The following is a 25,568-nucleotide window of genomic DNA, read 5'->3' on the forward strand; positions in this document are numbered from 1 at the left end:
GCGTCCGGGCGCACTTCCTTGACCAGCTCCGGCATGATTTCCGGGTTGGGGTTGGCCAGCGCCAGCACCAGCGGGCGCTCGGCCATGCGCTGCACCATGTCCTGCTTGAGCACGCCGGCGGCGGACACGCCCAGGAAGATGTCGGCGCCGTCGATGACCTCGCCCAGCTTGCGCTTGTCGGTCTTCTGCGCGAAGCGGGACTTCTCCGGGTCCATCAGCTCGGTGCGGCCCTCGTAGACCACGCCGGCCAGGTCCGTCACCCAGATGTTCTCGAGCTTCATGCCCAGGTCGAGCAGCAGGTCCAGGCAGGCCAGCGCGGCGGCGCCGGCGCCGGAGGCCACCAGCTTGACCTCGCCGATGTCCTTGCCGACCACCTTGAGGCCGTTGATGACGGCCGCGCCGACCACGATGGCGGTGCCGTGCTGGTCGTCGTGGAAGACGGGGATATTCATGCGCTCGCGCAGCTTGCGCTCGACGTAGAAGCACTCGGGAGCCTTGATGTCCTCGAGGTTGATGCCGCCGAAGGTGGGTTCGAGCGAGGCGATGATCTCGACCAGCTTCTCGGGGTCCTTCTCGTCGATCTCGATGTCGAAGACGTCGATGCCGGCGAACTTCTTGAACAGGCCGGCCTTGCCTTCCATGACGGGCTTGGAGGCCGCCGGGCCGATGTCGCCCAGGCCCAGCACGGCGGTGCCGTTGGTGATGACGCCGACCAGGTTGCCGCGCGCGGTGTAGCGGAACGAGTTGGCCGGATCGACCACGATCTCCTCGCAGGCCGCGGCCACGCCGGGGGAGTAGGCCAGCGCCAGGTCATGCTGGTTGGACATCGGCTTGGTCGGCGTGACGGAAATCTTGCCGCGCGTGGGAAATTCGTGGTATTCGAGCGCCGCCTGGCGGAAGGCGTCGCGGCTGGGGTTCTGGCTGGAGGGGTTTTCTTCGGACATTGCGGAAGGCGGAAAGGAGGCAATAGCCGGATGCGGAACACCGGCGGGCCGCCGGCGGTGCCGGGCGATGGCACCAAGTATCCGGCAAACGCCCGGCGCGGGTATTGAAATGATCTCAAGCGATGTTGAAATCCGCTGCGTGGCGACCTACGCGGGCGGCGCCTTGCGCGCCTGCTCGCCGAGCTGACGGCGCATCTCGTCGGCCAGCGGATGCAGGCCCCGCGTGGAGTCCGCCGCCACCAGGCTGTAGCCCAGGCCCTGGGCCGCCCACGAGTAGCCGGCCACGCCGGCCTGGGCGTGGGCCTTCATCGGCATGTTCTGCTCGGTCGCCATCGGCCGCACCAGCATGGCCACGCGCGTGCCGTGTCCGTCGTCGTACATGAACAGGCCGGCCGGGCCGTGCTCGGTGGCCACCAGCCGCCCGCCGATGTAGCGGTAGCCGGACTGCGCGAGGTCCGGCAGGGCGATCGGGCGCCGCAGCCGCGTGGAGACCCACTTGAGCAGGTCGGCGCTGTCGCTGGCGCTGATCTCCACCGGGCGCACCGGGTCGGAGGCGAACACCTGGTAGCTCGCCGTGGCCTCGCGCGCCAGCGCCGCGATGCCGCCGGCCGCGGGCTCGGTGGCGGCGCGCCCGATCCAGCCGCCGATGCCGCCCAGGCACAGCGCGACGAAGACCGACGCGGCCAGCCGCCACGGCGCGCCGGTGCGCGCGCGCCGCGCCTCCAGCATGCGGCGCAGGTTCAGCTCGGGCGGCACCGGCTCGCGGGCGATGGGGGCGAAGGCGGCGCGCAGTTGCGCGCGTTGCGCGACATAACCTTCGACGCGGCGCGCGACGTCGGGATGATGCCGCAGGTATGCGTCGATCTGGTGGCGCCGCGCCGCGTCCAGCGCGCCGTCGACGTAGGCCAGCAGCTCCTCTTCCTGCACCGGCCGGCCGTCGTTCCCGCCATCGTTGCCGTGCCAGCCGCCGTTCCGGTTGTCGCTCATTTCACCCTCCGCAATGCAGACTTCGTGGCCGCCCCGGCCACGCCGGTCTCCATGATCCTCAGCAGTTTCTCCCGCGCGCGGGACAGCCGCGACATCACGGTGCCGATCGGGATGTCCAGCACGCGCGCGGCGTCCGCGTAGGACATGTCTTCCACCGAGACCAGCAGCAGTATGCTGCGCTGGTCCGCGGGCAGCGCGTCGAGCGCGTTCATCAGGTCGCGGTGGCGCAGCGCGTCTTCCTGGGTGGCGCGCGACGCCATCAGGGCTTCGTCGACGTCCTCGAGCGCGACGTGCGTGCCCAGCCCGCCGGCGCGCCGGCGCAGCGCGGTGACGGCCAGGTTGTGCAGGATGGCGAACACCCAGCTGCGCGTGTCGTCGTTGCTGCGGCGGCTGTCCCAGTAGGTGATGACCTTCTCCAGGCAGTCCTGCACCAGATCGTCGGCGGCCGCCTGCTCGCGCAGCAGCGCGCGCGCATAGCGGCGCAGCGCCGGTATCAGCGGCTCGACTTGATGCAACATGTCTTTCACTGCGATGTCCTCCCTGGTACACCCGGCCGCGCGGCATCATGCCACAGCCAGCCGGCGGTCCGCCGGCTGGCGCGGTTGCCGCCTTCCGGCTGCCGTTTCCCCTACAGCGCCTGCACCTGGACCGGCGCGGCCGGCTTGCCGTTCGCGGCCGGCGCGATGACGAGGTAGCGCCGCGCCTGCGCGCCGTCGCCGCCCTGCACCACCTGGCGGATCGGGCCGATGGCGTTGACGATGGCCGAGCCCGCCGGATTGGTCATGAACGACGCGAGCGGCTCCAGTATGCCCGTGCCGTCGGCCTGGCTGGCCAGCGCGAGCACGTAGGGCTGCTTCGGCTGCAGTCCGGTGGCCGAAGCCTGCAGCACCTGGAGCAGGCCCTGGTCGAACAGCGTGACGCTGGTCGGCGCGTTGTCCGCGGCGACCGGCTTGCCGTCGGCGACGCGCAGCAGCTTCAGCTGCGTGGTCTGGCCGGCCACGCCGAGCTGCTGCAGGCCGTCCGTGCCGGCGCCTTCGGGCACCGCGTCGGGCACGTAGTTGATCGCCTGCGGGGCCTGGCCGACCGGCACGTTGGCGACCACCTTGTTGCTGGCCGTGTCGATGGCCGCGAGCTGGTCGGCGTTCTCCAGGCCGACGTAGATGCGCGTGCCGTCGCCGGACGGCCACACGCCGTGCGGCAGGCTGCCCACCGGAATGGTCGCCACCTGGGAGAAGTCGTCGGTGCGGAACACCTTGACCTGGTTCAGGCCGCCGACGCTGACGTAGGCGAAGGTGCCGCCCGCCGTGCGCGCGAAATTGACGTGGTTGGTGATCGGGCCGGTTTCGATGGTCTTGAGCGGGCGGAACGGCGGCAGCGCCTCGAAGACCTGGGTGCGGCCCACGTCCTTGAGCGTGAACCACACCTGCTTGCCGTCGGGCGTGGCGGCGATGTTGGGGCAGAACGGGCTTTCCTGCTTCACGTGGCCGACGATCTTGTGGTCGGCCACCGTGACCACGGCCGTGTCCGGGTTGAACGACGAGCAGATGTAGCCGTACTTGCCGTCCGGCGAGAAGATCTGCATGCCGGGCCCGCCGGCGACGGTGATGCGGGTCTTTTCCTCGAAGGTCGCGGCGTCGAGCACGGCGATGTAGTTCTCGCCGCGCACCGTGACCCACACTTCCTTGCCGTCCGGCGTGTAGAACGCCTCGTGCGGCGAGCGGCCCACGTAGGTGACGTGCTTGACCGCGTTGGTCGCGGTGTCGATGAACGAGACCGAGTTCGAGCCGATCGACACCACCGCCAGCGTGCGGTGGTCGGGCGAGAAGCCCATGCCGTGCACCAGCACCTGGCCGCGGTACAGCGGGCTGAAATTGCCCGGCGCCGGGTCGCCGAGGCGGATCACGCCCAGCAGCTTGTTGTCCGCGGGGTCCGTGACCGAGACGGTGTTGGAGAACTGCTCGGCGGCGTAGATGCGGTCGCGGTGGCTGACCGGGATGTCGGCGGCGCCGAGCGCGCCGGGCGCCTGCCCGGCGCAGGCGGCGCCCATGCCGAGCGCGAGCGCGAGGGGCAGGGCGAGGGAGGCGGTCTTCCTGAAGGGATTTCGGGTCATGGTGTGGGCCTTGGTGTCAGTGTGCGTGCATGGCGTGGTTGTGGGCGGCCGGTTCGGCCGGGGCGGTCAGGGTAGCCGGCTGGCCGGGGCCGGCCTGCGTCGGCGCCGGTTCGGACGGGGGCAGCGGCTGGCCGAGCGCCAGCCGCATCGCGGCGATTTCCTGCAGCTGGTCGACGATGATTTCCTGCGCGATGCGCCGCAACTGCTCGTTGTGGCCGTAGCGCAGCTCGGACATCGCCATGTCGATGGCACCCTGGTGGTGCGGAATCATCATCGCGGCGAAGTCCGCGTCGATGTCGCCGCTGGGCTTGACCGCCATGCCGTCCATCATCTTCGTCATGGCGGCGTCGTTTTCGGCCATGAATTTCTCTTCGTCCGAGCCGCCCGTGGCGGCGGTGGCCGCGGCTGCCGACGCGCACAGCGCGAGCGCCAGCATCAGGCCAGCGCCGGCGCGGGCCAGCCGGCGCGGTGAAGCGTGCAGGATCGCCATCCTTTTCCCCTTGTCGTCATGAGGCCCCGATGGGGCCGCTGATGGGGTAGACGCGGGCCGCCCGCGCTTATTCCGCCGCCGCGCGAATTTTTTCGGGGCGCGCCCGGGGGAGGCGCAAGGAACACTTGCGCCCAGGCACCGCATCCGTGCGCGGCGCGCGCCGGCATGCGCGTTCCGGGGGCATTGAAAAATACTGCATCCCCGAGGTTGTCTCTTTCAATTTCCAAAGTGGCCGCGAACCCTGAAGATGGGCCCGTCGGTTTGAAACGCCTTCGTCCGCAAATCCCGATACCCCGCGCCATCGCCATTTCCGGATCCAACATCATGCACAAGTTACTGAGCCTCAAAGGTGTCAAGAAATCCTTCCCGACCAAGGGAAAGACGGTCGACGTACTCGGCGGCCTGACCTTCGACGTGAACGAGCAGGATTTCGTCAGCATCATCGGCCCCAGCGGCTGCGGCAAGACCACCATCTTCAACATCATCGCCGGGCTGCTCGACCCCGATACCGGCGAGATCAGCTATCGCGGCCAGCAGGTCACGGGCCTGCGCGGCAAGGTCGGCTACATGATGCAGCGCGACCTGCTGTTCCCGTGGCGCACCGTGCTCGAGAACGTCATGCTGGCGCCCGAGCTCAAGCGGATGCCCGCCGCGGAGGCGCGCGACAACGCGCTCGAATACCTCAACACCTTCGGGCTCGGCGGCTTCGAGAACAACTACCCCAAGACCCTCTCGGGCGGCATGCGCCAGCGCGTGGCGCTGATCCGCACGCTGATCTCGGACCCGGACGTGCTGCTGCTCGACGAGCCGTTCTCGGCGCTCGACTACCAGACCCGCCTGTATCTGGAGGGCGTGCTGCTGGAGGCGGTCGATACCTTCAAGAAGACGGTGATCCTGGTCACGCACGACATCGACGAAGCGGTCGCGCTGTCCAAGCGGGTGGTGGTGCTGGCGGGCAAGCCCTCGCACGTCAAGCAGGTCTACGACATCGACATCGGCGAGAAGTCGCCGATCGGGGCGCGCAGCCATCCGCATTTCTCGGGCTATTTCCACCAGCTATGCGCCGAGCTGGACATCCAGACGCGCCAGCACTGATTTTCCAAGAACGGGAGTGAACATGAGCCACGCTATTTCCGGCGCGCCGCCGGTTGCCCCGGCGCGCGCGCGCCGCAAGAAGAAAACGCATGTCCTGGACAACGGCTGGGGGCGCTCGGCCATCCAGGTCGCGGCCCTGGTACTGTTCCTGTGGGTCTGGCAGCTCGGCGCCGACATCGGCTGGGTGTCGTCCTTCATGGTCGGCTCGCCGGCCGAGATCTACAAGGCGCTGGCGCGCGGCATGGCCAGCGGCGACCTGCTGCGCGACAGCGGCTACACGCTGATGGAGTCGATCCTGGGCTTCGTGATCGGCACGCTGGTGGGCTCCGTCCTGGGGCTGGCGCTGTGGTATTCGCCGTTCATCGCGCGCCTGACCGAGCCGTTCATCATCGCGGTCAACAGCATTCCCAAGATCGCCTTCGGCCCGATCGTGATCCTGTGGTTCGGCACGGGCCTGGTGTCGAAGGTCGCGCTGGCCGTCTCGCTGACCGCCATCGTGGCGCTGATCGCGGCGTACCAGGCGGCCAAGGACGCCGACGTCGATTTCCAGACGCTGCTGGTGACGCTGGGCGCGGAGAAGCACGACGTGTTCTTCAAGGTGATCGTGCCGTCCTCGCTGCCGGCCATGATCTCCACCTTCCGCATCAACATCGGCTTCGGCCTGGTGGGCGCGGTGGTGGGCGAGTTCATCTCGTCCGAGCACGGCCTGGGCCACATGATCTTCACCGCGTCCGGGCTCTACGACCTGAATACGGTGTGGGCCGGCCTGTTCACGCTGATGGTGATCGGCTTCGGGCTGTATTTCGTCATCGACTACATCGAGCGCAAGCTGCTGCCCTGGAAAGACGACGTGCACCACGCCAGCCTCAATGTCTGACGCGCGCCTTTTCCCCATATCGTCCATTCCACGTGAGCCTTTCATGAAAACCCTACTCAAGCGAACCGCATGCATGCTGGGCCTGGCCGCGGCCCTGGTGGCCGCCGCGCCCGCCTCGGCCCAGGCACCGAAGAAGGTGGTGGTGTCGCAGTTGTTCCAGTCGGTGATGTTCCTGCCGCTCTACGTGGCGCTCGACCACGGCTTCTTCGCGCAGCAGGGGCTGGACGTGACCAAGCAGACCTCGGGCTCGCCCAATGCATCGCTGTCGGCGGTGATCGCGGGCAGCGCGGAGTTCTCGTTGCACGGCCCCGAGTGGACCGCCATCGCCGCCTCCAAGGGCGCCGACGTGCAGGTCATCGCCGGCGTGGTCAACCGCGCCGCGGTCTGGATCGCCGCGGCGCCGGACCTGAAGTACACCGGGCCGAAGGACTTCGCCGGGCAGACCGTGTCGACCGGCATGATGCCGATCGCCAGCACCTCGCTGTTCTCCAAGCTGCTGCGCGACAACAAGATCGACCCGGCCGCCGCCGGCATCACCGTCAAGCAGGTCCAGGCCGGCGCCGAGCTGGGCCCGCTGCTGGCCGGCCAGGCGAGCGTGGGCGTGTTCTACCAGCCGGCGCTGGAGCAGGCGGTGGCCAAGGGCTTCAAGGTCGTGCACAGCTTTCCGCGCCAGTACGGCCCCTACCTGCTGTCGGCCATCACCGCGCGCAAGTCCGTGGATGCCGACACCGCCCGGCGCTTCATCGCGGCGATGGAGTCCGCGCTGCGCTTCATGAACACCCACCCGGCCGAGGCCGTCGCCATCGCCAGGACGGAGTTCCCCTCGATCGATCCCGCCGTGGTCGAGGCCGCCGTCAAGCGCATGCTGGCCGAGCAGGTCTACGCCACCACCGTGGCCATCTCGCCCGACGCGCTGCGCATCGCGATGGACACGCAGATCGCGCTGGGCAACCTGAAAAGCCAGCCCGACTACGACACGCTGGTCGCCCGCAAGCTGATCGAAGGCGGCATCGCGCGCGTGGACGCCGCCCGCTAGGCCGGCGCGGCCTGCCTCACCGCCGCGCCGCTGCGCCGCTTCACCGCCTTACCTGTTTCCCTTTTTCCGTTTCCAGCTGCGATGGTGCCGGACACCATCGCCTACCCCTCTGTTGCCTGCACACACGATCATGAGAACCTATCCCTCCTTCAAGGCCGCGGCCTGCCATATCTCCTCGGTCTTCTTCGACAGCGACGCCTGCGTCGACAAGGCCTGCGACTGGATCGCCGAAGCCGCGCGCAACGGCGCCTCGCTGGTCGCGTTTCCCGAGGCCTTCATCTCGGCCTTCCCGGTCTGGGCCGGCGTGTGGGCGCCGGTGGAGACCCACGAGTTCTTCGTCAAGCTGGCCGCTTCCTCCGTGACCATCGACGGCCCCGAGATGGCCCGCATCCGCCGCGCCGCCAAGGAGCACGGCGTGTTCGTCTCGATCGGCATCAACGAGTCGACGCCCAACAGCGTCGGCTGCGTGTGGGACACCAACGTGCTGATCGGCGACGACGGCAGCATCCTCAACCGCCACCGCAAGCTGATGCCGACCTACTACGAGAAGCTGGTGTGGGCGATGGGCGACGGCAGCGGCCTGCGCGTGGTGGATACCCGCATCGGCCGCATCGGCGCGCTGATCTGCGGCGAGAACACCAATTCGCTGGCGCGCTTCGCGCTGATGTCGCAGGGCGAGAACGTGCACGTCTCCAGCTTCTCGCCGCGCTTTCCCACGCATCCGGCCGGGCAGCCCGCCTATGACCTGGAAGCGTCGATCAAGCTGCGCGCTGGCGCCCACGCCTTCGAGGGCAAGCTGTTCAACGTGGTGTCGTCGAGCTATCTGCAGCCCGCCGTGATCGACATGATCGCGCGCGGCAATCCGGCCGTGCACCGCGTGATCGACGAAGCGTCCCGCAGCGTGTCGATGATCCTCGGCCCGGACGGCGCGCCCATCAGCGAGGTGCTGCGCGACGAGGAAGGCATCGCCTACGCGGACATCGACATCGCGCGCTGCGTGGTGCCCAAGCAGTTCCAGGACGTGGTCGGCTACTACAACCGCTTCGACGTGTTCGACCTGCGCGTGCACCGCCACGCGCACGCGCCGGCGAGCTTCGGCGGCGACGGCGCGGACGGCGCCGGCGACGGCGAATACGGCGAGCGCGCCTGGAAGGGCGTGCCCGAGGCCGAAGCCGTCAACTGAAACAGCACGCGGCGGCGCCGCGCGCCGCCGCCCGCCCAGTCATCCGCCATCCGGAGCCGCATCATGATTTCCAGCCTCAAGCGCATCCAGTGCTTCCAGCGCTTCCAGCATTTCCTGCCCCGCCTCGCCGCCGCGGCCTGCCTGCTGGGCGCGAGCCAGCTCGCGCTCGCCGAGAACAAGACGGTGGTGCTGTCGCAACTGTTCCAGTCCATCCAGCTGCTGCCGGTCTACGTGGCCATCGACGGCGGCTTCTTCGACAAGCAGGGCCTGACCGTGACCAAGCAGACCGCCGGCTCGGCCAACGCGGCGCTGTCCGCGCTGCTGGCCGGCGCGGCCGACTTCTCGCTGCACGGCCCCGAATGGAGCGCGATCGCCGCGGAGAAGGGCGCCGACGTGCAGGTGATCGCCAGCGTGGTGAGCCGGCCGTCGTTCTGGATCGCCGCCGCGCCCGACGCGAAGTTCGACTCGGTTGCCGACCTCAAGGGCCAGACCGTGGTGGCGGGCCAGATGCCCACCACCAGCACCTCGCTGTTCATGAAGCTGCTGCGGCAGAACGGCCTCACGCCCGGCAAGGACGTCAAGATCTCGCAGGTCCAGATCGGCTCCGAGCCGGGCCCGCTGCTGGCCGGGCAGGCCAGGTTCGGCGTGCTGTACCAGCCCGGGCTCGACCAGGTCGCGGCCAAGGGCATGAAGGTGGTGTACGGCTTCTCCAGCATGGCCAGCGAGTACACGGTGGCCGCCATCAGCACCCGCCGCGGCGTGGACCCGGACACGGCGACGCGTTTCGTCAAGGCGCTGCAGCAGGCCGTGGTCTACATGCAGAAGGACGTGGACGGCACCATCGCCATCGCCAGGACCGAGTTCCCCTCGCTCGATCCCAAGGTCATCGACGCCGCCGTGCGCCGCATGATCGAGGGCAAGATATACTCGACCTCGGTCGACATCTCGCCCAAGGCGTTCGAGAACGCGATGGCGACGCAGGTCGAGCTCGGCAACCTCAAGGCCATGCCGGACTACGCCAAGGTGGTCTCGCGCAAGTACATCCAGGCCGCGCTCGGGAACTGATCATGGCCGATGCCTTCTGGGGAGCCATCATGGGCGAGCGCGCGGCGGCGCGCGGCGCGGACCTGCCGACGATCCGGGCCTGCCGCGTGCGCCAGCTCGTGGTGCCGTTCGCGCAGCCGCTGCGCACGGCCAGCGGCACGATGCCGGCCGCGCCGATGATCCTGCTCGACCTGCACACCAGCGCCGGCGTGACCGGCCACGCCTACCTGTTCACCTACACGCCCACCGCGCTGCGCGCCGTGGCCGCGCTGTGCGAGGACGTGACGGCGCAGCTCGCCGGCGCCGCGCTGGCGCCGCGCCAGGTCATGGCCGGCCTGCGCGCCCGGTTCAGGCTGCTCGGCAGCGTCGGCCTGCTCGACATGGTGCTGTCCGCCATCGACATGGCGCTGTGGGACGCCTGGGCGAAGTTCCTCGGCCAGCCGCTGGCGGCGCTGCTCGGCGCGGACCTGTCGGCGAACGACCGCGTGCGCGCCTATGCCAGCTACGGCATGGAAGACCGCGAGCAGATCGTGCGGCACGTGGGCGAGGCGCTCGAGCAGGGCTTCGGTTTCGTCAAGATCAAGATCGGCCATGCGTCGCTGGCCACCGACCTGGAGATCGTCGAGGCCGCGCTGGCGGCGATGCAGGGCCGCGCGGCGCTGCTGGTGGACTACAACCAGAGCCTGTCCGTGGCCGAGGCGGTGGTGCGCTGCAAGGCGCTGGACGGCTATGGCCTGGCCTGGATCGAGGAGCCCACGCGCTACGACGACCTGCACGGACACGCGCAGATCGCCGCCGCCGTCGACACGCCGATCCAGCTGGGCGAGAACCTGTGGGGCCCGGCGCAGATCGGCGAGAGCCTGCGCGCCGGCGCCTCCGACCTGATGATGCCGGACCTCGGCAAGGTGGGCGGCGTGAGCGGCTGGCTGGATGCAACCAGCCTGTGCGGCGCGCGCAACGTACCGGTCTCCAATCATTTCTACCAGGAGGTCAGCGCGCACCTGATGACGGTCACGCCGGGCGCGCACCTGCTCGAGTATTTCCGCATGGCCGAGCCCATCCTGATGGAGCCGGTCGAGGTCGTGCACGGCCATGTGCGCGTGCCGCGCCGGCCCGGCCACGGCATGGCGTGGAACGAAGAACAGGTGCGCAGGTACCTGGCGTGACGGAATCCGTGCCGGCCTCGTTGTGCGAACTGTCGTGCGAACTACCGCGCGAACTCCTCCGCCGGCGCGCCGCGCCGCTGCCTGGGCTTGCCCGCGCGCGCGCCGCCGTAGGCGCCGGGCGTGCTGATGTTCAGCTCCTTCTCCAGCCACTCGATGAAGCCTTCCACCTCGGGGCGCTCGTAGGCTTCCGGCGGGCAGGTGGCGTAATAAGCGTAGTAGGGCGTGGCGGTGGTGGCCGGGTAGAGCGTGATCAGGCGCCCGCTCGCCAGATGGGACTGGATCAGGGTGGGGCGGGCCAGCGCGATGCCCATGCCGTGGGCCGCCGCGTCGACGAACAGGCCCACGTCGGAAAACTGGAACATGCTGTTCGGCTCTTCCCAGTCGAGGCCGGCGGCCTGGAACCAGGGGCGCCACGGCTCGATCGAGCAGCGCAGCAGGTCCGCGCGCAGCAGGTCCGGGAACGTCGTGAACGGCCCGTGCCGCTCGGCATAGGCGGGGCTGCACGCGGCCATGACCTGCTCGTCGAGGATGCGCACCACCTTGCGCCCGGTGTAGCGCCCGTCGCCGAAGCGGATCTCGATGTCGGCCGGCTCGGCCTTGGCGCCGATCAGCGGCACCGAGAGCTGGATGTCGATCTCCAGTTGCGGGAAGTGCTCCTTGATCAGGCCCAGGCGCGGCAGCAGGATCTGGGTGGCGAAGGTCGGCGGCGAACTCAGCCGCAGCTTGGCGCGCGGCTTGATCGTCCTGCCGCGCGAGGACGGAAAGTAGCTCAGCGCATACAGCGCGCTGCGCACCGTTTCGAGATACGACTGGCCGTCGGGCGTGAGGATGATCTCGCCGTTGACCTTGGTAAACAGCGTCAGCCGCGTGAAATCTTCCAGTTGGCGGATGCGGTGGCTGACCGCGCTCGGCGTGATGGCCAGCTCCTGCGCCACCAGCACGCCGCTCTTGAGGCGCGCCCTGGCCTCGAATGCGAGCAGGCAGTGGATCGGCGGCAGGCGGGAGGAGATGGTCGACACGGAGAAGCGCGCAAAGGCGGGCGGTGGAAAGGCTTCCGGTAACTAGCAAGAAGCGTGCCGCAACGGCCAGAAAGCGTGCCGCAAGCCACCGGAAACCATCGCGCAGGTGCCCGGCCGCGCGCGCCGGCCGTCCCGTCCCGGCACGGTGTCGTCGCGCCGGGACGGCCAGGGCGAGGTGCCGCGCCGGCGGCTAGCGCATGCCGTAGTGGGCGCCGCGCTGGTTGTAGCCCTGGTAGTCCAGCAGCGCCTCGACGTCGTCCACCTTGTCCATCAGGTCCGCCGCCGCCGTGACGTCGAGCGCCGCATGGAACTGTGCCAGCGCGCGCGCCACGCCGTGGGTCGCGGCGTTCAGGCAGAAGTTGTGATAGATGACCATCTGCACGCGCGCCGCGCGCTCCTGGGCCAGCGTCTCGGGCGGCGTGTTGACCAGCACCACGTGGGCCGGGATGCGCTCGCGCACCGCCGCCAGCTGCGTGGCGTTGATGCCGGTGGCGAACACCACTTCCGCGCCGGCCCCGGCGAACGCGGTCATGCGCGCGACGGCGTCCTCGATGTTGCCGGTGGCCCAGGCCGCGTCCGTGCGCGCGATGATGGTGAAGTTCGGGTCGTCCCGCGCGTCCCGCGCGGCGCGCAGCCGCGCGAGCATCTCGTCGAGCGGCAGCAGGCGGCGCGGCAGGTCGGAGTGCTTGCCGCTTTCATGGTCGTCGATGTGGATCGCGCTGGCGCCCGCGTTCTCGTACAGGCGCACGGCGCGCCAGATGTTGGCGGGGTTGTAGAAGCCGTTCTCGGCATCGGCGACGACCGGCAGGTCGACCGCGTCCGCCACCGAGCGGACCGCGGCCACCAGCTCGTCCAGCGTGAGCAGGCCGACGTCCGGCATGCCGCGCGAGGAAGCCACGCCGTAGCTGCCGACGTAGACCACGGGAAAGCCCGCCTTTTGCACCAGCAACGCGCTGAGCGGATCGAAGGCGCCCACCGCGGGAACGGTGGCGCCGGTTTCGAAGAGCGCCTTGAAGCGCAGGCGCAGTTCTGCTTTGGAAGTCATGGGAATGGATCTGAAGGAGAGAAGCCCGGGGCCGCCGCGCGGGGCCCCGGTGCGAGGTCAGAGAAAGCCGACCGACAGCCACGGCACGAAGGCCACCACCAGCAGCGCCAGCAGCAGCGCGCCCAGGTAGCCCCACACGCGCCCGAACACGGCATCCGCGGAGACGCGCCCGATCGAGCAGGCGGCATAGAAGCCCACGCCGAACGGCGGCGAGAACATGCCCATGCCCATCGCCAGGATCACCACCATCGAGTAGTGCACCTCGTTGATGCCGAGCGTCTTGGCCACCGGGAACAGCAGCGGCGCGAACAGCACGATCGCCGGAATGCCCTCCAGCACGCTGCCGAGGATGACGAAGGCCAGGATGGTGATGAGCAGGAAGCCCGGCGCGCCGCCGGAGGCGCGCACCATCAGGTCCACCACGTCGGCGGAGAAGCCCGACTGGGTCAGCGCCCACGACATCGCCGTGGCCATGCCGATGGTGAGCAGGATCGCGCCGGACAGCGTGGCGGTCTCGACCAGCGTCGGATAGAGCTGGCGCAGGTCGATGTTGCGGTAGAGGAAGCAGCCGATCATGCCGACCAGCACGATGTAGGCCACGCCCACGGTGGCCACCTCGGTCGCGGTGGCCGCGCCCATGACCACCGCGTAGCGGATCAGCACTGGCAGCGCCAGCGCCGGCACGGCGAACAGCAGCGTGCGCAGCACCACGCGCAGCGGCGCGCGCGCCAGTCCCGGCGCCGGCTCGCGGCGCGCGCGCGCCCAGCACACCACGGCGATGGCCAGCGTGGCGACCACGGCGGGCATCAGCCCTCCCGTGAACAGCGCCGTGATGGAGACGCTGCACACGGCGCCGATGGTGATCAGCACGATGCTGGGCGGGATGGTCTCGGTCATCGCGCCGGTGGACGAGAGCAGCGCCACGAGGTCTTCCGGCTTGCAGCCCCGCTTCTTCATCTCCGGGAACAGCGCCGGCGCGATGGCGGCCATGTCGGCCACCTTGGAGCCCGAGATGCCCGAGACCAGGAACATGGCGCCGAGCAGCGTGAACTGCAGCCCGCCGCGCGTGTGGCCGATCAGCGCGGCCATGAAGTCGATCAGCGACCTGGCCATGCCGCTGATTTCCAGCAGCGCGCCGAGCAGCACGAACAGCGGCACCGACAGCAGGATCATGTGCGACATGCCTTCGTCGATGCGGCTCACCACCACCGAGTACGGCGAGTCCGTGACCAGCCCGATATAGGCCAGCGTGGCCACGCCGAACGCGAAGGCGATCGGCTGGCCGGCGGCGATGGCCGCGCCCAGCAGCAGCACGAAGAAGATCAGCAGGTTGTAGTTGCCGATCGACAGCAGCAGCGGCCCGGCCAGCCACAGCAGCCCGGCCACGGCCGCGAGCACGGCCAGCGCCTGCAGCGCGTCGCGCAGCGAGGCGCGCTTGAGCAGGCCCGCGAGCGAGGTCAGCGCCATCAGCACAGCGCCGGCGGGTAGCGCGGCGGCGCGGTAGCCGGCCGGCATGCCCAGCGCGGGCGTGGTGATTTCCATCTCGTCGTGCGCGTGGCCGATGGCGGGCACGATGATGAGCATCACGAAGGCGCACACCACCAGCGCCGACATGGTCTGCAGCCACGCCTGCCAGCGCGGCGACAGGCGGTTCACCAGCGCCGTCAGGCGCATGTGCTCGCCCTTGTCGAGCGCCAGCACCGCGCCCAGCATGGTGAGCCAGATGAACAGCGTGGAGGCCAGCTCGTCGGTCCAGTCCAGGGGGTTGTCGAACACGTAGCGGGACACCACGCCGGCCAGCAGGATGCAGGTATCCGCCAACACCAGGCACGCGGCCAGCGCGCCCACGCAGCGCATCAGCAGCCGGTGCGCGCCGAGCAGGGGCGTGGCCGAAGGATGCAGCGCGGCGGCCGGGATCAGGGGCCGCTCGATCACGAGATCTTTCCTCCGAACTTCTCGAGCAGGCTCCAGGCCTCGTCGCCGAAGCGGCGGTGCCATTCGGCGTAGAAGCCGGCGGTGCGGAGCCTGGCGCGGAAGGCTTCCTGCTCCACGCTGTTGAACTTGAGGCCGCGCCCGCGCAGGTCGTCGACCAGCGCGTCGTTGGTCTTCCTGGTGTCGGCGCGCTGCTTCAGCGCGGCTTCGTTGACGTTGCGCGTGACGACCTGCTGCAGGTCGGCCGGCAGCTTGCCGAACTTGGCCTTGTTGCCGAGGAACCAGAAGCCGTCCCACATGTGGTTGGTCAGCGAGCAGAACTTCTGCACCTCGTAGATCTTGGACGCCTCGATGAGCACCAGCGGATTTTCCTGGCCGTCGACCACCTTGGTCTGCAGCGAGGTGTACACGTCCTGCATGCTGATGGTGGTGGGCGAGGCGTTGAACGCCTTGAACATCGAGGTCCAGATCGGCGCCGGCGGCACGCGCATCTTCAGGCCCTTGAGGTCGTCCGGGGTGGCGATCGGGCGGCTGCTGGTGGTGATCTGACGGTAGCCGTTGTCCCAGATCCGCTCGAAGGCGAACAGCGAGGTCTTGCCGATCTCGTTGCGCAGGTGGGCGCCGAGCTCGCCGTCCATCGCCGCCCACACCGCCGCATAGTCCTTGAAGGCAAAGCCGATGCCGCTGATCTGCACCACCGGCAGCAGCGTGCCGAGCGTCAGCGGCGACAGCGCGAGAAAGTCGATGGAGCCGGCGCGCAATTGCGACAGCATGTCGGTGTCGCTGCCAAGCTGCGAGTTCGGGTAGACCTGGAAGTCGACGCGCCCGCCCGATTCGGTGCGGATCTTCTCGGCCATTTCCTTGGCGCGAATATTCACCGGGTGGGAAGGGGGCTGGTAGCTGCCGAAGCGCAGCTTGAATTCCGGCGCGGCATTCGCGCTGCGGATGTAAGCTACCGGGGAAAGTGCGGTAGTGGCTACAGCCGCGGTCTTGAGGAAGGTTCTCCGTGTCGTCATGACGGTCTGTCTCTCGCTTGGTCTCGTTGAAATGCGAGGCGCCCGGGCCATGCCCGCGTGCCTCAGCGTTGCAAGTCTAGACTGTCGGAACACGGCAGCTATTATCATTGTGTCGTTAAATAATTTCCACCTGGTTAATAGATAAATCCCTTGTAAATCATGGAATTGCGCCATTTTCGTTGCTTCATGGCCGTGGCGGATTGCCTGCATTTCGTGCGCGCGGCGGAGTTGCTGCACATCTCGCCGCCGGCACTGACCAAGCAGATCCAGGAAGCCGAGCGCATGCTCGGCGTGCGGCTGTTCCACCGGACCACGCGCTCGGTGTCGCTGACCTCGGCCGGCGAGGTGTTCCAGGTCGAGGCGCGGCGCGCGCTGGAGCAGTTCGCCCAGGCCGAGGAATCCGTGCGCCGCGCCGGGCGCGGCGAGATCGGGCGCATCGAAGTGGGCTACATCGCCTCGACGGCGTACTCCGGCGTGCTCCAGGCGGAACTGTCGATCTATCGCAAGCACTATCCCGACCTCGAGGTCAACCTGCGCGAAGGCGCGCTCGCGCGGCTGCCGCAACTGATCGAGGCGGGCACGCTGGACGTGGCGTTCCTGCGCCCGCCCGTGACCTATCCGGTCGGCATCGACGGCATCGTGATCGCGCGGGAGCGCTTCGTGCTCGCGCTGCACGCGGAGTCGCCGCTGGCCCGGCTCGACGTGGTGCACCCGGCGCAGTTGCGCGACGAGCGCTTCATCCTGCCGGAGCAGGAATCGGGCACGCTGGAGATCGGCCGGCGCGGCCAGTTCCATCCGCAGATCGTGACGCGCCCGGGTCGCCTCGTGGCGGTGGTGACGATGGTGTCGCTGGGGTCGGGCGTGGCGGTGGTGCCGCATTCGGTGGTCGACCACATCGTGATTCCCGACGTGGTCTACCGCGAGATCCACGGCGGCGTGGTGCCGACCGAGATCGCGGTGGCGCACCGGCGCCACGAGAAGGCGCCGGCGGTGCGCGCGTTCATCCGGCAGGTGCGCGAGCGCGGCAAGGCCGCGGCGGCGTGAGCGGGCAGCCGCCGTCCCGATGATCTGCGATCCCCTCGGAGGGCCGGCCCTCCGTGGAGGGGAACCGGGAACACGCGGGTGGCGCGCCGGCGCCCCCGGCGGCCATGTCCGGAGCGCACCGGATTCTTGTCCGTTTCCAACGGAACGCCGGGTGCCTTTCCCTGTCTATGTTGAGCATCCACGCTACAATGCTGCCGCGCACCATCCATGCGCCGCTTGCATCAAGCGGTTGCCGCGCCACCTGGACCGCCCCTGTTTTTACCCTCGTCTTCGCCCCCAGACCGATGCGATCCCTGCTGTTCCTGCTCACCGCCTTGTGCCTGTCTCTGCTGTCCTTCGGGACGGCGGCGAACGTGCATGCCGGCGGCGCGCAGCCCGAGGCGGCGCGCGCGGAGGCGTTCGCCGCGGCGGTGCCGCGCGCGCTCGACGGGCTGGACGGCATCGCCGACCCCGGCCACGTGGTGGCGCCCGGCGACGACGGCCTGATGGCCGAGGCGGAGCCCGAAGCGGTGGCGGTGGCGGAGGACGAGCCGCCCGGCTACTGCGAGATCTGGTCCGCCGACCTGCTCGATCCGCTCGACCTGCTCGACGAGATCGAGGAATCCAGCGCGCTGTTCGCGCTGCCCGCCGTGCGCGTTTCGCCGCCGCCCATCGCGCGCGCGCGGCCGTTCCCCGCACCTCCGGCACCGTTGCCGGCGGCGTTCTTCAAGCCGCCCATCTCCCTGATCTGACAGCCCCGGCAATCCCGGCGCGCATCGCGCGCGCCCGGGATGCGTTCCCATTGCCTGGGCGCCCCGGTCCGCTCGCCACCGCGCGCGCGGACTGACTGCCGCCGCGCGCCGTGCGCGCGCCGGTGGCGGGCGCGCAGCCGTCTTGCCTGCCCCCTTTCGTCATGCAGATCAAACAGATCAGACAGATCACGATGTATTCCGTGGTGGCGTTGCTGCCGCTCGGCGCCTTGCCGGCGCTGGCGGCGCAGACGTTCACCTTGCCCGAGCTGCTGTCCTTGTCGCAGTCCACCAACAAGGGCGTCGAGGCGGCCCAGGCCGGCGTCGACGCCGCCAGTGCCGCCGTGACCAGCGCGCGGGCCTATCCCAATCCGCAGGTGGAGGTGCTGTACGGTCGGCTGTCGCCGCGCAGCGCCGGCGTGGCCGGCGGTCCCGCGCCGACCGTGGCGATCACCCAGAAGCTGGACTATCCGCAGCAGCGCCGGCTGCGCGCCGACATGGCCGGGCGCAGCCTGGAGGCCACCGAGGCGGGCCGCCAGGCGTTCCGGGCCGAGCTGGCCGCGCGCGTCAAGACCGCGTATTTCGAGGTGCTGCGCCGCGAGACCGAGCAGGCCGCGGCGCAGGACGACCTGGCCATGATGCGGCAGATCCACGACCGCGCGCGCCTGCGCGTGGCGGTGGGCGAGGCGCCGCGCTACGAGCTGATCAAGGCCGAGACCGAATTGCTGAGCGCGCAGAAGACGCTGCAGAGCGCGCACCTGCGCGTCAAGCAGGCCAAGGCGGCGCTGCGCCAGCAGGTCGGCGGCGCCATGCCGGCCGACTACGCGGTGGCCGGCAGCCTGAGCCAGCAGGCGCCGCTGCCGGCCTTGCCGGTGCTGCGCGACACCCTGGGCGGCAGCAATGCCGAGCTGGCCCAGCGCCGCCTCGAGGCGGACCGCGCCAGCCTGGCGGTGGACTACCAGCGCTCGCTGCGGCTGCCCGAGCTGGCCGTGCGCGCCAGCGCCGCGCGCGAGCCGGACAACACCGTCTCGCAGGTCGGCCTGACCCTGACCATTCCGCTGTGGGACCGCCGCACGGGCCCGGTGGGCGAGGCCACCGCGCAGGCGATCCAGGCCCGCACCGCGCTGGAGCTGCGCGAGTTCGAGCTGCGGCAGGAACTGGAAACCGCCTACCGCCAGTACGAGATCACGCAGGCGCAGGTCGGCGCGCTGGAGGGCGGCATCGTGCGCCAGGCGGAGTCGGCGCTGGCGGTGGCCGAGTCGGCCTACCGCTTCGGCGAGCGCGGCATCCTCGATTACCTGGACGCCCAGCGCGTGCTGCGCGGCGCGCGCAGCGACCTGATCGCGGCCCAGTACGAATTGCAGACCGCCACCATCCAGATCGAGAAGCTGCTGTCGAGCGTGCCCGGCGATGCCGCGGCGGCGCCGGCTCTCGCGCCATCCGTGGCGTCACCTCTGGCGTCACCCCCCGCAGCGTCTCCCGCTTCCACGGCACCTACGGAACCCAACTAAGCATGCGTCCCCATTTCCTTCTTTCCCTGACGGCAACCGCAGCCCTGCTGTTTTCCCTGGCCGGCTGCTCCGACGATCCCGCGCCCGCCGCCGAGGCGCCCAAGCTGCCGCCGGGCGTGGTCAGGCCCGAGCCGGCCCTGCAGCAGACGCTCAAGGTGGCGCCGGTGGCCACCAGCGCCTTCAGCGAGGTGCTGCGCGTGGCCGGCCGCATCGATTTCGACGAGCAGCGCGTGGCGCGCATCGGCGCCAGCGTGACCGGCCGCGTGACCGATCTCTACGGCATCCTCGGCCAGGAGGTCAAGGCCGGGCAGGTGCTGGCGCGCCTGCACAGCAGCGAGCTGGGCACGGCGCAGCTGGCCTTCCTCAAGGCCGAGTCGCAGACCGATCTGCAGGCCCGCAACGCCGAGCGCGCGCGCCAGCTGTTCGCCGCCGACGTGATCGGCCGCGGCGAGCTGCAGCGGCGCGAGAGCGAGCTGGCGATCGCCTCGGCCGAGATGCGCGCCTACCGCGACCAGCTGCGCGTGCTGGGCATGTCGGCCGCGGCGGTGGCGCAACTGGCCAGGAGCGGCAGCATCGATTCGTATTCGCCGGTGTTCTCCAGCATCAGCGGCACGGTGGTGGAGCGCAACGTGGCGCAGGGCCAGGTGGTGCAGCCGGCCGACGCGCTCTACACCGTGGCCGACCTGTCGCGCGTGTGGGTGGTGGCGGAGGTGCCCGAGCAGCAGGCCGCGCTGGTGGCCGAGGGCCAGAGCGTGGACATCGAGGTGCCTTCGCTGGGCAACGGCGCCGGCCGCAAGCAGATCACCGGCAAGCTGATCTACGTGGGCCGCACGGTGAACCCGCAGACGCGCACGGTGCTGGTGCGCACCGAGCTGGAGAACAAGGAGGGCCGCCTCAAGCCCGCCATGCTGGCCAGCATGCTGATCAACAGCGCGCCGACCGAGCAGCTGGTGATCCCCGAGTCCGCCATCGTGCGCGACGGCAACGACGAGCAGGTCTACGTGGAGCTGCCCGGCGGCCAGTACCGCCTGGCCAAGGTCCGGCTGGGCGCGGAGAGCGACGGCATGCGCGTGGTCCACAGCGGCGTGAAGGCCGGCGACCGCGTGGTGGTGGATGGCGCCTTCCATCTGGACAACGAGCGCAAGCGCCTGGAACAGGGATAAGCGGCCATGATGAAATCCCTTGTGGAAGCCGCCATCAAGCAGCGGCTGGTGGTGTGCGTGCTGGCGGTGGTGCTGTTCTTCTTCGGCCTGCGCGCGGCCACCAAGTTGTCGGTGGATGCGTTTCCCGACGTGACCAACGTGCAGGTGCAGATCGCCACCGAGGCCACCGGCCGCTCGCCGGAGGAGGTGGAGCGCTTCGTCACCGTGCCGATCGAGATGGCCATGACGGGCCTGCCCGGCCTGGAGGAGATGCGCTCGCTCAACAAGGCGGGCCTGTCGCTGATCACGCTGGTCTTCACCGACGCGACCGACGTGTACTTTGCCCGCCAGCTGGTGATGGAGCGCCTGATCGAAGTGGGCGGGCGCATGCCCGAGGGCGTGACGCCGGTGCTGGGCCCGGTCTCCACCGGCCTGGGCGAGGTCTACCAGTACACGCTCGACCGCGCCGACGACGGCAGCCGCGCGCTGACCACGGACGAGCTTTCCGAGCGCCGCATCGCCCAGGACTGGGTGGTGCGCCCGCTGCTGCGCTCGATTCCCGGCGTGGCCGAGATCAACTCGCAGGGCGGCTACGTCAGGCAGTACCAGGTGCTGGTCAACCCGGAGCGCATGCGCCACTACCAGATCACGCTGCAGCAGGTCTACCAGTCGCTGGCGCGCAACAACGCCAACTCCGGCGGCGGCGTGCTGCCGCACTACGCCGAGCAGTACCTGATCCGCGGCGTGGGCCTGGCCAGGGGCGTGGACGACATCGGCAGCATCGTGCTCAAGGAGGTGGCCGGCACGCCGGTGTACGTGCGCGACGTGGCCGACGTGGCGGTGGGGCACGAGGTGCGGCAGGGCGCGCTGGTCAAGAACGGCGAGACCGAGGCCGTGGGCGGCATCGTGATGATGATGCGCGGCGGCAACGCCAAGGAAGTGGTGAGCCGCGTCAAGGCCCGCGTGGCCGAGATCAACGAGCGCGGCATGCTGCCCGGCAAGCTGCAGATCGTGCCGTACTACGACCGCAGCGAACTGGTGGACTCCGCCTTGTGGACCGTGACCAAGGTGCTGCTCGAAGGCGTGGTGCTGGTGGTGATCGTGCTGTTCCTGTTCCTCGGCGACGTGCGCTCGTCGGTGATCGTGCTGGCCACGCTGGTGCTCACGCCGCTGCTGACCTTCATGGTGATGAACCAGGTGGGGCTGTCGGCCAACCTGATGTCGCTGGGCGGGCTGGCCATCGCCATCGGCCTGATGGTGGACGGCTCGGTGGTGGTGGTGGAGAACGCCTTCGAGCGGCTCGGCTACCGCGAGAAATCGCGCCTGAGCAAGACCGAGATCCTGGTCAAGGCGGTGCAGGAGGTGGCCACGCCGGTGATCGTGGGCGTGGGCATCATCATCCTGGTGTTCCTGCCGCTGATGACGCTCAAGGGCATGGAAGGCAAGATGTTCGCGCCGCTGGCGTTCACCATCTCGATCGCGCTGGCGATCTCGCTGCTGCTGTCGCTCACGCTCTCGCCGGTGCTGGCGTCCTACCTGCTCAAGGGCGGCTCCGAGCACGACACGCGCCTGATCGCGTTCATGAAGCGCCATTACCTGCGCATGCTGCGCTGGGCGCTGGCCAACAGCCGCAAGACCGTGATCGGCGCGGTGGCGGCGTTCGGCGCCACCCTCGCGATCGTGCCGCTGCTGGGCACGTCCTTCATCCCCGAGATGAAGGAAGGCTCGATCGTGCCCGCGCTCGACCGCGTGCCCAACATCTCGCTGGAGGAATCCATCAAGCTGGAGATGGCGGCCAACAAGCTGGTGCTGTCGGTGCCGGGCGTGAAGTCGGTGGTGTCCGGCGTGGGCCGCGGCGAAAGCCCGGCCGACCCGCAGGGCCAGAACGAGTCCACGCCCATCGCCAGCCTCAAGGGCCGCGACGAGTGGCCCGACGGCTGGACCCAGGACGACATCGCCAACGGCATCCGCGAGAAGCTCAAGGCCATCCCCGGCGTGCAGATCGTGATGGCGCAGCCGATCTCCGACCGCGTCGACGAGATGGTCAGCGGCGTGCGCTCGGACGTGGCGGTGAAGGTGTTCGGCGACGACCTCGACAAGCTGCGCGACCTCGCCGGCGAGATCGCGCGCGTGGCCGCCGGCATCCCGGGCTCGCAGGACGTGCGCATCGAGCGCATCTCCGGGCAGCAGTACCTGTCCATCGAGATCGACCGCCAGGCAATCGCGCGCTACGGCCTGAACGTGTCCGACATCCACGACATCATCGAGATCGCCATCGGCGGCAAGCGCGCCACCGACATCTTCGAGGGCGAGCGCCGCTTCGCCGCGGCGGTGCGCCTGCCCGCGGACTTCCGCGACAACGTGCAGGCCATCCGCCAGCTGCTGGTGGCCACGCCCAACGGCGTCCAGGTGCCGCTGCAGAGCGTGGCGAAGATCGAGGTGACGGACGGCCCGGCGCAGATCAGCCGCGAGATGGCCAAGCGCCGCGTGGTGGTGATGATCAACGTCAAGGACCGCGACCTGGGCGGCTTCGTCGCCGAGCTGCAGCAGGCGGCCGACAGCAAGGTCAAGCTGCCCGAGGGCTATTACCTCGAGTGGGGCGGCCAGTTCCAGAACATGGAACGCGCGATGGGCCACCTGAAGATCATCGTGCCGGTCACGGTGGCGGCGATCTTCTTCCTGCTGTTCCTGCTGTTCAACTCGCTGCGCTTCGCCACGCTCATCATCACCGTGCTGCCGTTCGCCTCCATCGGCGGCATCATCGGCCTGTTCGTCACCGGCGAATACCTGTCGGTGCCGGCCTCGGTGGGCTTCATCGCGCTGTGGGGCATGGCCGTGCTCAACGGCGTGGTGCTGGTGTCCTACATCCGCACGCTGCGCGACTCGGGCCTGCCGCTCGACGACGCGGTGGTGCAGGGCGCGGCCCAGCGCTTCCGCCCGGTCATGATGACCGCCACCATCGCCATGCTGGGGCTGGTGCCGTTCCTGTTCTCCACGGGGCCGGGCTCGGAGGTGCAGCGCCCGCTGGCGGTGGTGGTGATCGGCGGGCTGATCACCTCGACGCTGCTCACGCTGGTGATGGTGCCGACGCTGTACCGCTGGTTCGACAACCGCGAGCCGGCGCCGCGCAAGGACGTGTCGGTGTGAGGCCGTGCGGGCCGCCGGCGGCGGCCTGCCGTGCTTGGCATGCGCGGGCCGCCTCGTGTGGCGGAGTCGGTGGCCCGCGCAAAATCACTGGACAATCGCCGCGGTTGTTGTACAATCCGGGCCTTCGTCTGCATCGGTTTCCATCGGTTGCCGCTGCATCGGTCGTTGTTCCCCGATAGCTCAGTCGGTAGAGCGCCGGACTGTTAATCCGTAGGTCCCTGGTTCGAGCCCAGGTCGGGGAGCCAAGAAATTCGAGGGCCTGCAGCGTTGCCGCTGCAGGCCCTTTTTTCATTTCACGATGACTCCAGCCTGGCACTTCGCTGGGCTGCGCCGAAGCCAGATGTGGCAGGTTTATCAATTACTTAGGCGAGTTCAGCATATGCCGGTGCATTCCGAAACCTGACCCGCTTCCCTCTTTGCTGGCCCCTATGAGGCTCTTGGGAAACGGGGCTTTCCGAGGAGTCATCATGGCAAAGATCAAGCTCACCAAGTCTGCCGTCGATGCAGCGCAACCCCAGGCGCAGGCCATTGAGTTGCGGGATACCGTCGTACCCGGCTTCATGTGCAAGATTACCCCAGCGGGCCGCAAGGTGTTCATGCTCCAGTACCGCACCAACGCGGGCGAACGCCGCAAACCCGCCTTGGGCCTGTACGGTGAACTCACCGTGGAGCAGGCCCGCGCACTGGCACAGGAATGGATGGCCGAGGTACGGCGGGGAGGCGATCCCAGCGCGGCCAAGGCTGCCGCCCGTTCCGCCCCCACGGTCAAGGAACTGTGCGGCAAGTTCATGGAGGACTACTCCAAACAGCGCAACAAGCCCAGCACGCAGGAAGGCTATCAGAGCGTCATCGACCGCAACATCATTCCGCTGCTGGGCCGCATGAAGGTGCAGGACGTGAAGCGTTCCGACGTTGCCGCAGCGATGAAGAAGATGGCCCACAAGCCCGCCGATGCGAACCGTACATTCAGCGTCATGCGCCGCATGTTCAACCTGGCCGAAGTATGGGGCTACCGCCCCGACGGGACCGACCCTTGCCGCCATGTCCCGGTGTACCCCGACGGCAAGGTCACCCACCTCATCAGCGACGAAGACATGAGTAAGTTGTTCCGTCATCTGGAGCGCATGGAAGCGGAAGGGCTGGAGCACTACATGGCGGCATAGAGGAAGTTCCAGAGCCGCGTGGCTTCCGCGCGATCCGGGTACTTGATGACCGTTTCGTGCAGGAAGTTGCGCTGGATGTAGCTCAATGCCTCTCGCGTCATCAGCGCCAGCGGCCCCTTGAAGACTTTCTCGTCGAAGCGGTCGCCGCCCGCGCCTTCGGGGAACCAGACCACGTCTATCTGCACGCCGGGGAAGAACCGCTCCGACGTTTCGTTGAAGAACAGCAGGCCCACGTTCTTGGGCCACGGCGATTCGCTGGGGCCACCCACCACGTTCATCTGCTGCCCCAGCGCCTCGACGGAAAGCCCCGGCGCATCCGTCGCCAGTGCGCGCCCGACTTCCTGCAAGAAGTCCTGCATCAAGGGCTTGAAGAGATTATCGACACGCGCGAATGGGTTGAAGCGGTCATCGAACGGAACCTTGGCCGCCAGGCTCAACAACTCCTGTTCGGTGTCCGCCCTTGGCCTCGACCGTGGTGCTGTAGCGGCGGATGTAGTAGCGCCACGTTTTCTTGCTGGCCGTGACCGCTTCCGGCGCTTTGTAGGGACGCGTCTGCCCGCCCGGTGCTTGCAGCACGATCAGGTTGCGGCCCTCGACCACTTCGATGCTCAACACTGGGAAATACGGCGGCTGGATCAACTGGCAGTGCGCCAGCAGCTCGCGCTGGATTTTGTCGAACTGGCTGTCGGGCAGGCCGACCGGCGGCAAGATGGGCTGGCCGTTGGCGTCGCAGTCCTGCCCGATCACCACGTAGCCACCGCCTAGGTTCTCGAAGTCGTTGGCGAAGGCGCACAGCGTGCGGATGATCGCATCCGGGTTCCATCCGGTCTTGCACTCGATGCGCTCGCCTTCGACCGTGCGCTGACGCAGCAGATCGTCGAGGTTGATG

The 25,568-nt window shown here is 69.0% G+C and carries 22 protein-coding genes, 1 tRNA gene and 1 pseudogene; 13 read left to right on the forward strand and 11 right to left on the reverse strand.

The genetic code is table 11. The features are described 5' to 3' along the window. From AC3WXD_RS00005 to AC3WXD_RS00025, 5 genes are all read right to left on the reverse strand, one after another. Positions 1-944, reverse strand: a 944-nt coding sequence (locus AC3WXD_RS00005) for a malic enzyme-like NAD(P)-binding protein (RefSeq protein WP_492322714.1), incomplete at its 3' end; no start/stop codon positions are given. 147 nt (positions 945-1,091) lie between these two features. Then, complete coding sequence (locus AC3WXD_RS00010; protein ID WP_492322715.1) at positions 1,092-1,931, reverse strand: anti-sigma factor family protein; 840 nt, start codon at positions 1,929-1,931, stop codon at positions 1,092-1,094. Beyond that, a complete protein-coding gene (locus AC3WXD_RS00015) occupies positions 1,928-2,449 on the reverse strand; it encodes a sigma-70 family RNA polymerase sigma factor (protein ID WP_020206392.1) in 522 nt (173 codons plus the stop codon). The genes AC3WXD_RS00010 and AC3WXD_RS00015 overlap by 4 nt, the downstream gene beginning before the upstream one ends. A 110-nt stretch (positions 2,450-2,559) precedes the next feature. After that, entirely contained in the window at positions 2,560-4,041 is a 1,482-nt protein-coding gene (locus tag AC3WXD_RS00020; protein ID WP_059415217.1) for a YncE family protein, read from the reverse strand. Positions 4,042-4,057: 16 nt separating this feature from the next. Then, entirely contained in the window at positions 4,058-4,531 is a 474-nt protein-coding gene (locus tag AC3WXD_RS00025) for a DUF305 domain-containing protein (RefSeq protein WP_492322716.1), read from the reverse strand. A gap of 324 nt (positions 4,532-4,855) precedes the next feature. Here AC3WXD_RS00025 and AC3WXD_RS00030 point away from each other — a divergent pair, with 324 nt between their 5' ends. The 6 genes from AC3WXD_RS00030 (at position 4,856) to AC3WXD_RS00055 (ending at position 10,932) form a co-directional block, all read left to right on the forward strand. Next, positions 4,856-5,626 (forward strand): ABC transporter ATP-binding protein, encoded by a 771-nt coding sequence (locus AC3WXD_RS00030; protein ID WP_059415221.1) that lies wholly within the window; start codon positions 4,856-4,858, stop codon positions 5,624-5,626. A 22-nt stretch (positions 5,627-5,648) separates the two neighbouring features. Further along, a complete protein-coding gene (locus AC3WXD_RS00035) occupies positions 5,649-6,503 on the forward strand; it encodes an ABC transporter permease (RefSeq protein ID WP_020206388.1) in 855 nt (284 codons plus the stop codon). A 43-nt stretch (positions 6,504-6,546) separates the two neighbouring features. Next, positions 6,547-7,539 carry an ABC transporter substrate-binding protein gene (locus tag AC3WXD_RS00040; RefSeq protein WP_492322717.1) on the forward strand — a complete coding sequence of 331 codons (993 nt, stop codon included), beginning with the start codon at positions 6,547-6,549 and terminating at the stop codon, positions 7,537-7,539. A 130-nt stretch (positions 7,540-7,669) separates the two neighbouring features. Then, positions 7,670-8,722, forward strand: a complete 1,053-nt coding sequence (locus AC3WXD_RS00045; protein ID WP_020206386.1) for a carbon-nitrogen hydrolase family protein — start codon at positions 7,670-7,672, stop codon at positions 8,720-8,722. 63 nt (positions 8,723-8,785) lie between these two features. Then, on the forward strand, positions 8,786-9,787 hold the full coding sequence (locus AC3WXD_RS00050) for an ABC transporter substrate-binding protein (protein ID WP_020206385.1): 1,002 nt from the start codon (positions 8,786-8,788) through the stop codon (positions 9,785-9,787). A gap of 2 nt (positions 9,788-9,789) precedes the next feature. Next, on the forward strand, positions 9,790-10,932 hold the full coding sequence (locus AC3WXD_RS00055; protein ID WP_492322718.1) for an enolase C-terminal domain-like protein: 1,143 nt from the start codon (positions 9,790-9,792) through the stop codon (positions 10,930-10,932). A 41-nt stretch (positions 10,933-10,973) separates the two neighbouring features. Here the strand turns inward: AC3WXD_RS00055 and AC3WXD_RS00060 are convergent, their stop codons facing one another. The 4 genes from AC3WXD_RS00060 to AC3WXD_RS00075 form a co-directional block, all read right to left on the reverse strand. Beyond that, positions 10,974-11,951: a LysR substrate-binding domain-containing protein gene (locus AC3WXD_RS00060; protein WP_492322719.1), complete on the reverse strand. Its 978-nt coding sequence runs from the start codon at positions 11,949-11,951 to the stop codon at positions 10,974-10,976. A gap of 190 nt (positions 11,952-12,141) precedes the next feature. Further along, entirely contained in the window at positions 12,142-12,996 is an 855-nt protein-coding gene (locus AC3WXD_RS00065) for an isocitrate lyase/PEP mutase family protein (RefSeq protein ID WP_492322720.1), read from the reverse strand. Positions 12,997-13,053: 57 nt separating this feature from the next. Further along, positions 13,054-14,931 carry a TRAP transporter large permease gene (locus AC3WXD_RS00070; RefSeq protein ID WP_492322721.1) on the reverse strand — a complete coding sequence of 626 codons (1,878 nt, stop codon included), beginning with the start codon at positions 14,929-14,931 and terminating at the stop codon, positions 13,054-13,056. After that, entirely contained in the window at positions 14,928-15,944 is a 1,017-nt protein-coding gene (locus AC3WXD_RS00075; protein ID WP_029044318.1) for a TRAP transporter substrate-binding protein, read from the reverse strand. The genes AC3WXD_RS00070 and AC3WXD_RS00075 overlap by 4 nt, the downstream gene beginning before the upstream one ends. Before the next feature lie 159 nt (positions 15,945-16,103). On the opposite strand from AC3WXD_RS00075, the gene AC3WXD_RS00080 reads away from it, so the two are divergent. The 7 genes and pseudogenes from AC3WXD_RS00080 to AC3WXD_RS00110 form a co-directional block, all read left to right on the forward strand. Next, positions 16,104-16,988 carry a LysR family transcriptional regulator gene (locus AC3WXD_RS00080; RefSeq protein ID WP_029044317.1) on the forward strand — a complete coding sequence of 295 codons (885 nt, stop codon included), beginning with the start codon at positions 16,104-16,106 and terminating at the stop codon, positions 16,986-16,988. Positions 16,989-17,272: 284 nt separating this feature from the next. Further along, the gene (locus AC3WXD_RS00085) at positions 17,273-17,719 is read left to right on the forward strand and encodes a cobalt-zinc-cadmium resistance protein (protein WP_492322722.1); all 447 of its coding nucleotides are present in this window, start codon (positions 17,273-17,275) and stop codon (positions 17,717-17,719) included. A gap of 161 nt (positions 17,720-17,880) precedes the next feature. Then, positions 17,881-19,227, forward strand: coding sequence for a TolC family protein (locus tag AC3WXD_RS00090; RefSeq protein ID WP_492322723.1), 1,347 nt, complete (start codon positions 17,881-17,883; stop codon positions 19,225-19,227). A 2-nt stretch (positions 19,228-19,229) separates the two neighbouring features. Beyond that, complete coding sequence (locus AC3WXD_RS00095; RefSeq protein ID WP_020204877.1) at positions 19,230-20,390, forward strand: efflux RND transporter periplasmic adaptor subunit; 1,161 nt, start codon at positions 19,230-19,232, stop codon at positions 20,388-20,390. Positions 20,391-20,396: 6 nt separating this feature from the next. Next, the gene (locus AC3WXD_RS00100; RefSeq protein ID WP_492322724.1) at positions 20,397-23,516 is read left to right on the forward strand and encodes an efflux RND transporter permease subunit; all 3,120 of its coding nucleotides are present in this window, start codon (positions 20,397-20,399) and stop codon (positions 23,514-23,516) included. A 169-nt stretch (positions 23,517-23,685) separates the two neighbouring features. Further along, positions 23,686-23,761: transfer RNA gene (locus tag AC3WXD_RS00105), tRNA-Asn, on the forward strand. Positions 23,762-23,983: 222 nt separating this feature from the next. After that, positions 23,984-24,670, forward strand: a pseudogene (locus AC3WXD_RS00110) (site-specific integrase family protein); the annotation flags it as partial. Here the strand turns inward: AC3WXD_RS00110 and AC3WXD_RS00115 are convergent. Together AC3WXD_RS00115 and AC3WXD_RS00120 are read right to left on the reverse strand one after the other, a co-directional pair. Further along, complete coding sequence (locus tag AC3WXD_RS00115; RefSeq protein ID WP_492322725.1) at positions 24,664-25,116, reverse strand: hypothetical protein; 453 nt, start codon at positions 25,114-25,116, stop codon at positions 24,664-24,666. The pseudogene AC3WXD_RS00110 and the gene AC3WXD_RS00115 sit on opposite strands and share 7 nt — an antisense overlap. Continuing rightward, positions 25,085-25,567, reverse strand: a complete 483-nt coding sequence (locus AC3WXD_RS00120) for an AlbA family DNA-binding domain-containing protein (protein ID WP_492323342.1) — start codon at positions 25,565-25,567, stop codon at positions 25,085-25,087. Before AC3WXD_RS00120 ends, AC3WXD_RS00115 begins: the two co-directional genes overlap by 32 nt. Position 25,568 lies beyond the last annotated feature (1 nt).

The sequence above is a fragment of the Cupriavidus sp. FW216-B1 genome, assembly GCF_058789195.1.

Bases quoted from the DNA above. Each gene is read 5' to 3' on its own strand.
- AC3WXD_RS00040 (WP_492322717.1), top strand. From the start codon at position 6,547: ATGAAAACCCTACTCAAGCGAACCGCATGCATGCTGGGCCTGGCCGCG.
- AC3WXD_RS00075 (WP_029044318.1), bottom strand. From the start codon at position 15,944: ATGACGACACGGAGAACCTTCCTCAAGACCGCGGCTGTAGCCACTACC.
- AC3WXD_RS00100 (WP_492322724.1), top strand. From the start codon at position 20,397: ATGATGAAATCCCTTGTGGAAGCCGCCATCAAGCAGCGGCTGGTGGTG.
- AC3WXD_RS00045 (WP_020206386.1), top strand. From the start codon at position 7,670: ATGAGAACCTATCCCTCCTTCAAGGCCGCGGCCTGCCATATCTCCTCG.
- AC3WXD_RS00080 (WP_029044317.1), top strand. From the start codon at position 16,104: ATGGAATTGCGCCATTTTCGTTGCTTCATGGCCGTGGCGGATTGCCTG.
- AC3WXD_RS00050 (WP_020206385.1), top strand. From the start codon at position 8,786: ATGATTTCCAGCCTCAAGCGCATCCAGTGCTTCCAGCGCTTCCAGCAT.
- AC3WXD_RS00055 (WP_492322718.1), top strand. From the start codon at position 9,790: ATGGCCGATGCCTTCTGGGGAGCCATCATGGGCGAGCGCGCGGCGGCG.
- AC3WXD_RS00095 (WP_020204877.1), top strand. From the start codon at position 19,230: ATGCGTCCCCATTTCCTTCTTTCCCTGACGGCAACCGCAGCCCTGCTG.
- AC3WXD_RS00025 (WP_492322716.1), bottom strand. From the start codon at position 4,531: ATGGCGATCCTGCACGCTTCACCGCGCCGGCTGGCCCGCGCCGGCGCT.
- AC3WXD_RS00020 (WP_059415217.1), bottom strand. From the start codon at position 4,041: ATGACCCGAAATCCCTTCAGGAAGACCGCCTCCCTCGCCCTGCCCCTC.
- AC3WXD_RS00065 (WP_492322720.1), bottom strand. From the start codon at position 12,996: ATGACTTCCAAAGCAGAACTGCGCCTGCGCTTCAAGGCGCTCTTCGAA.
- AC3WXD_RS00010 (WP_492322715.1), bottom strand. From the start codon at position 1,931: ATGAGCGACAACCGGAACGGCGGCTGGCACGGCAACGATGGCGGGAAC.
- AC3WXD_RS00090 (WP_492322723.1), top strand. From the start codon at position 17,881: ATGCAGATCAAACAGATCAGACAGATCACGATGTATTCCGTGGTGGCG.
- AC3WXD_RS00015 (WP_020206392.1), bottom strand. From the start codon at position 2,449: ATGTTGCATCAAGTCGAGCCGCTGATACCGGCGCTGCGCCGCTATGCG.
- AC3WXD_RS00035 (WP_020206388.1), top strand. From the start codon at position 5,649: ATGAGCCACGCTATTTCCGGCGCGCCGCCGGTTGCCCCGGCGCGCGCG.
- AC3WXD_RS00085 (WP_492322722.1), top strand. From the start codon at position 17,273: ATGCGATCCCTGCTGTTCCTGCTCACCGCCTTGTGCCTGTCTCTGCTG.
- AC3WXD_RS00030 (WP_059415221.1), top strand. From the start codon at position 4,856: ATGCACAAGTTACTGAGCCTCAAAGGTGTCAAGAAATCCTTCCCGACC.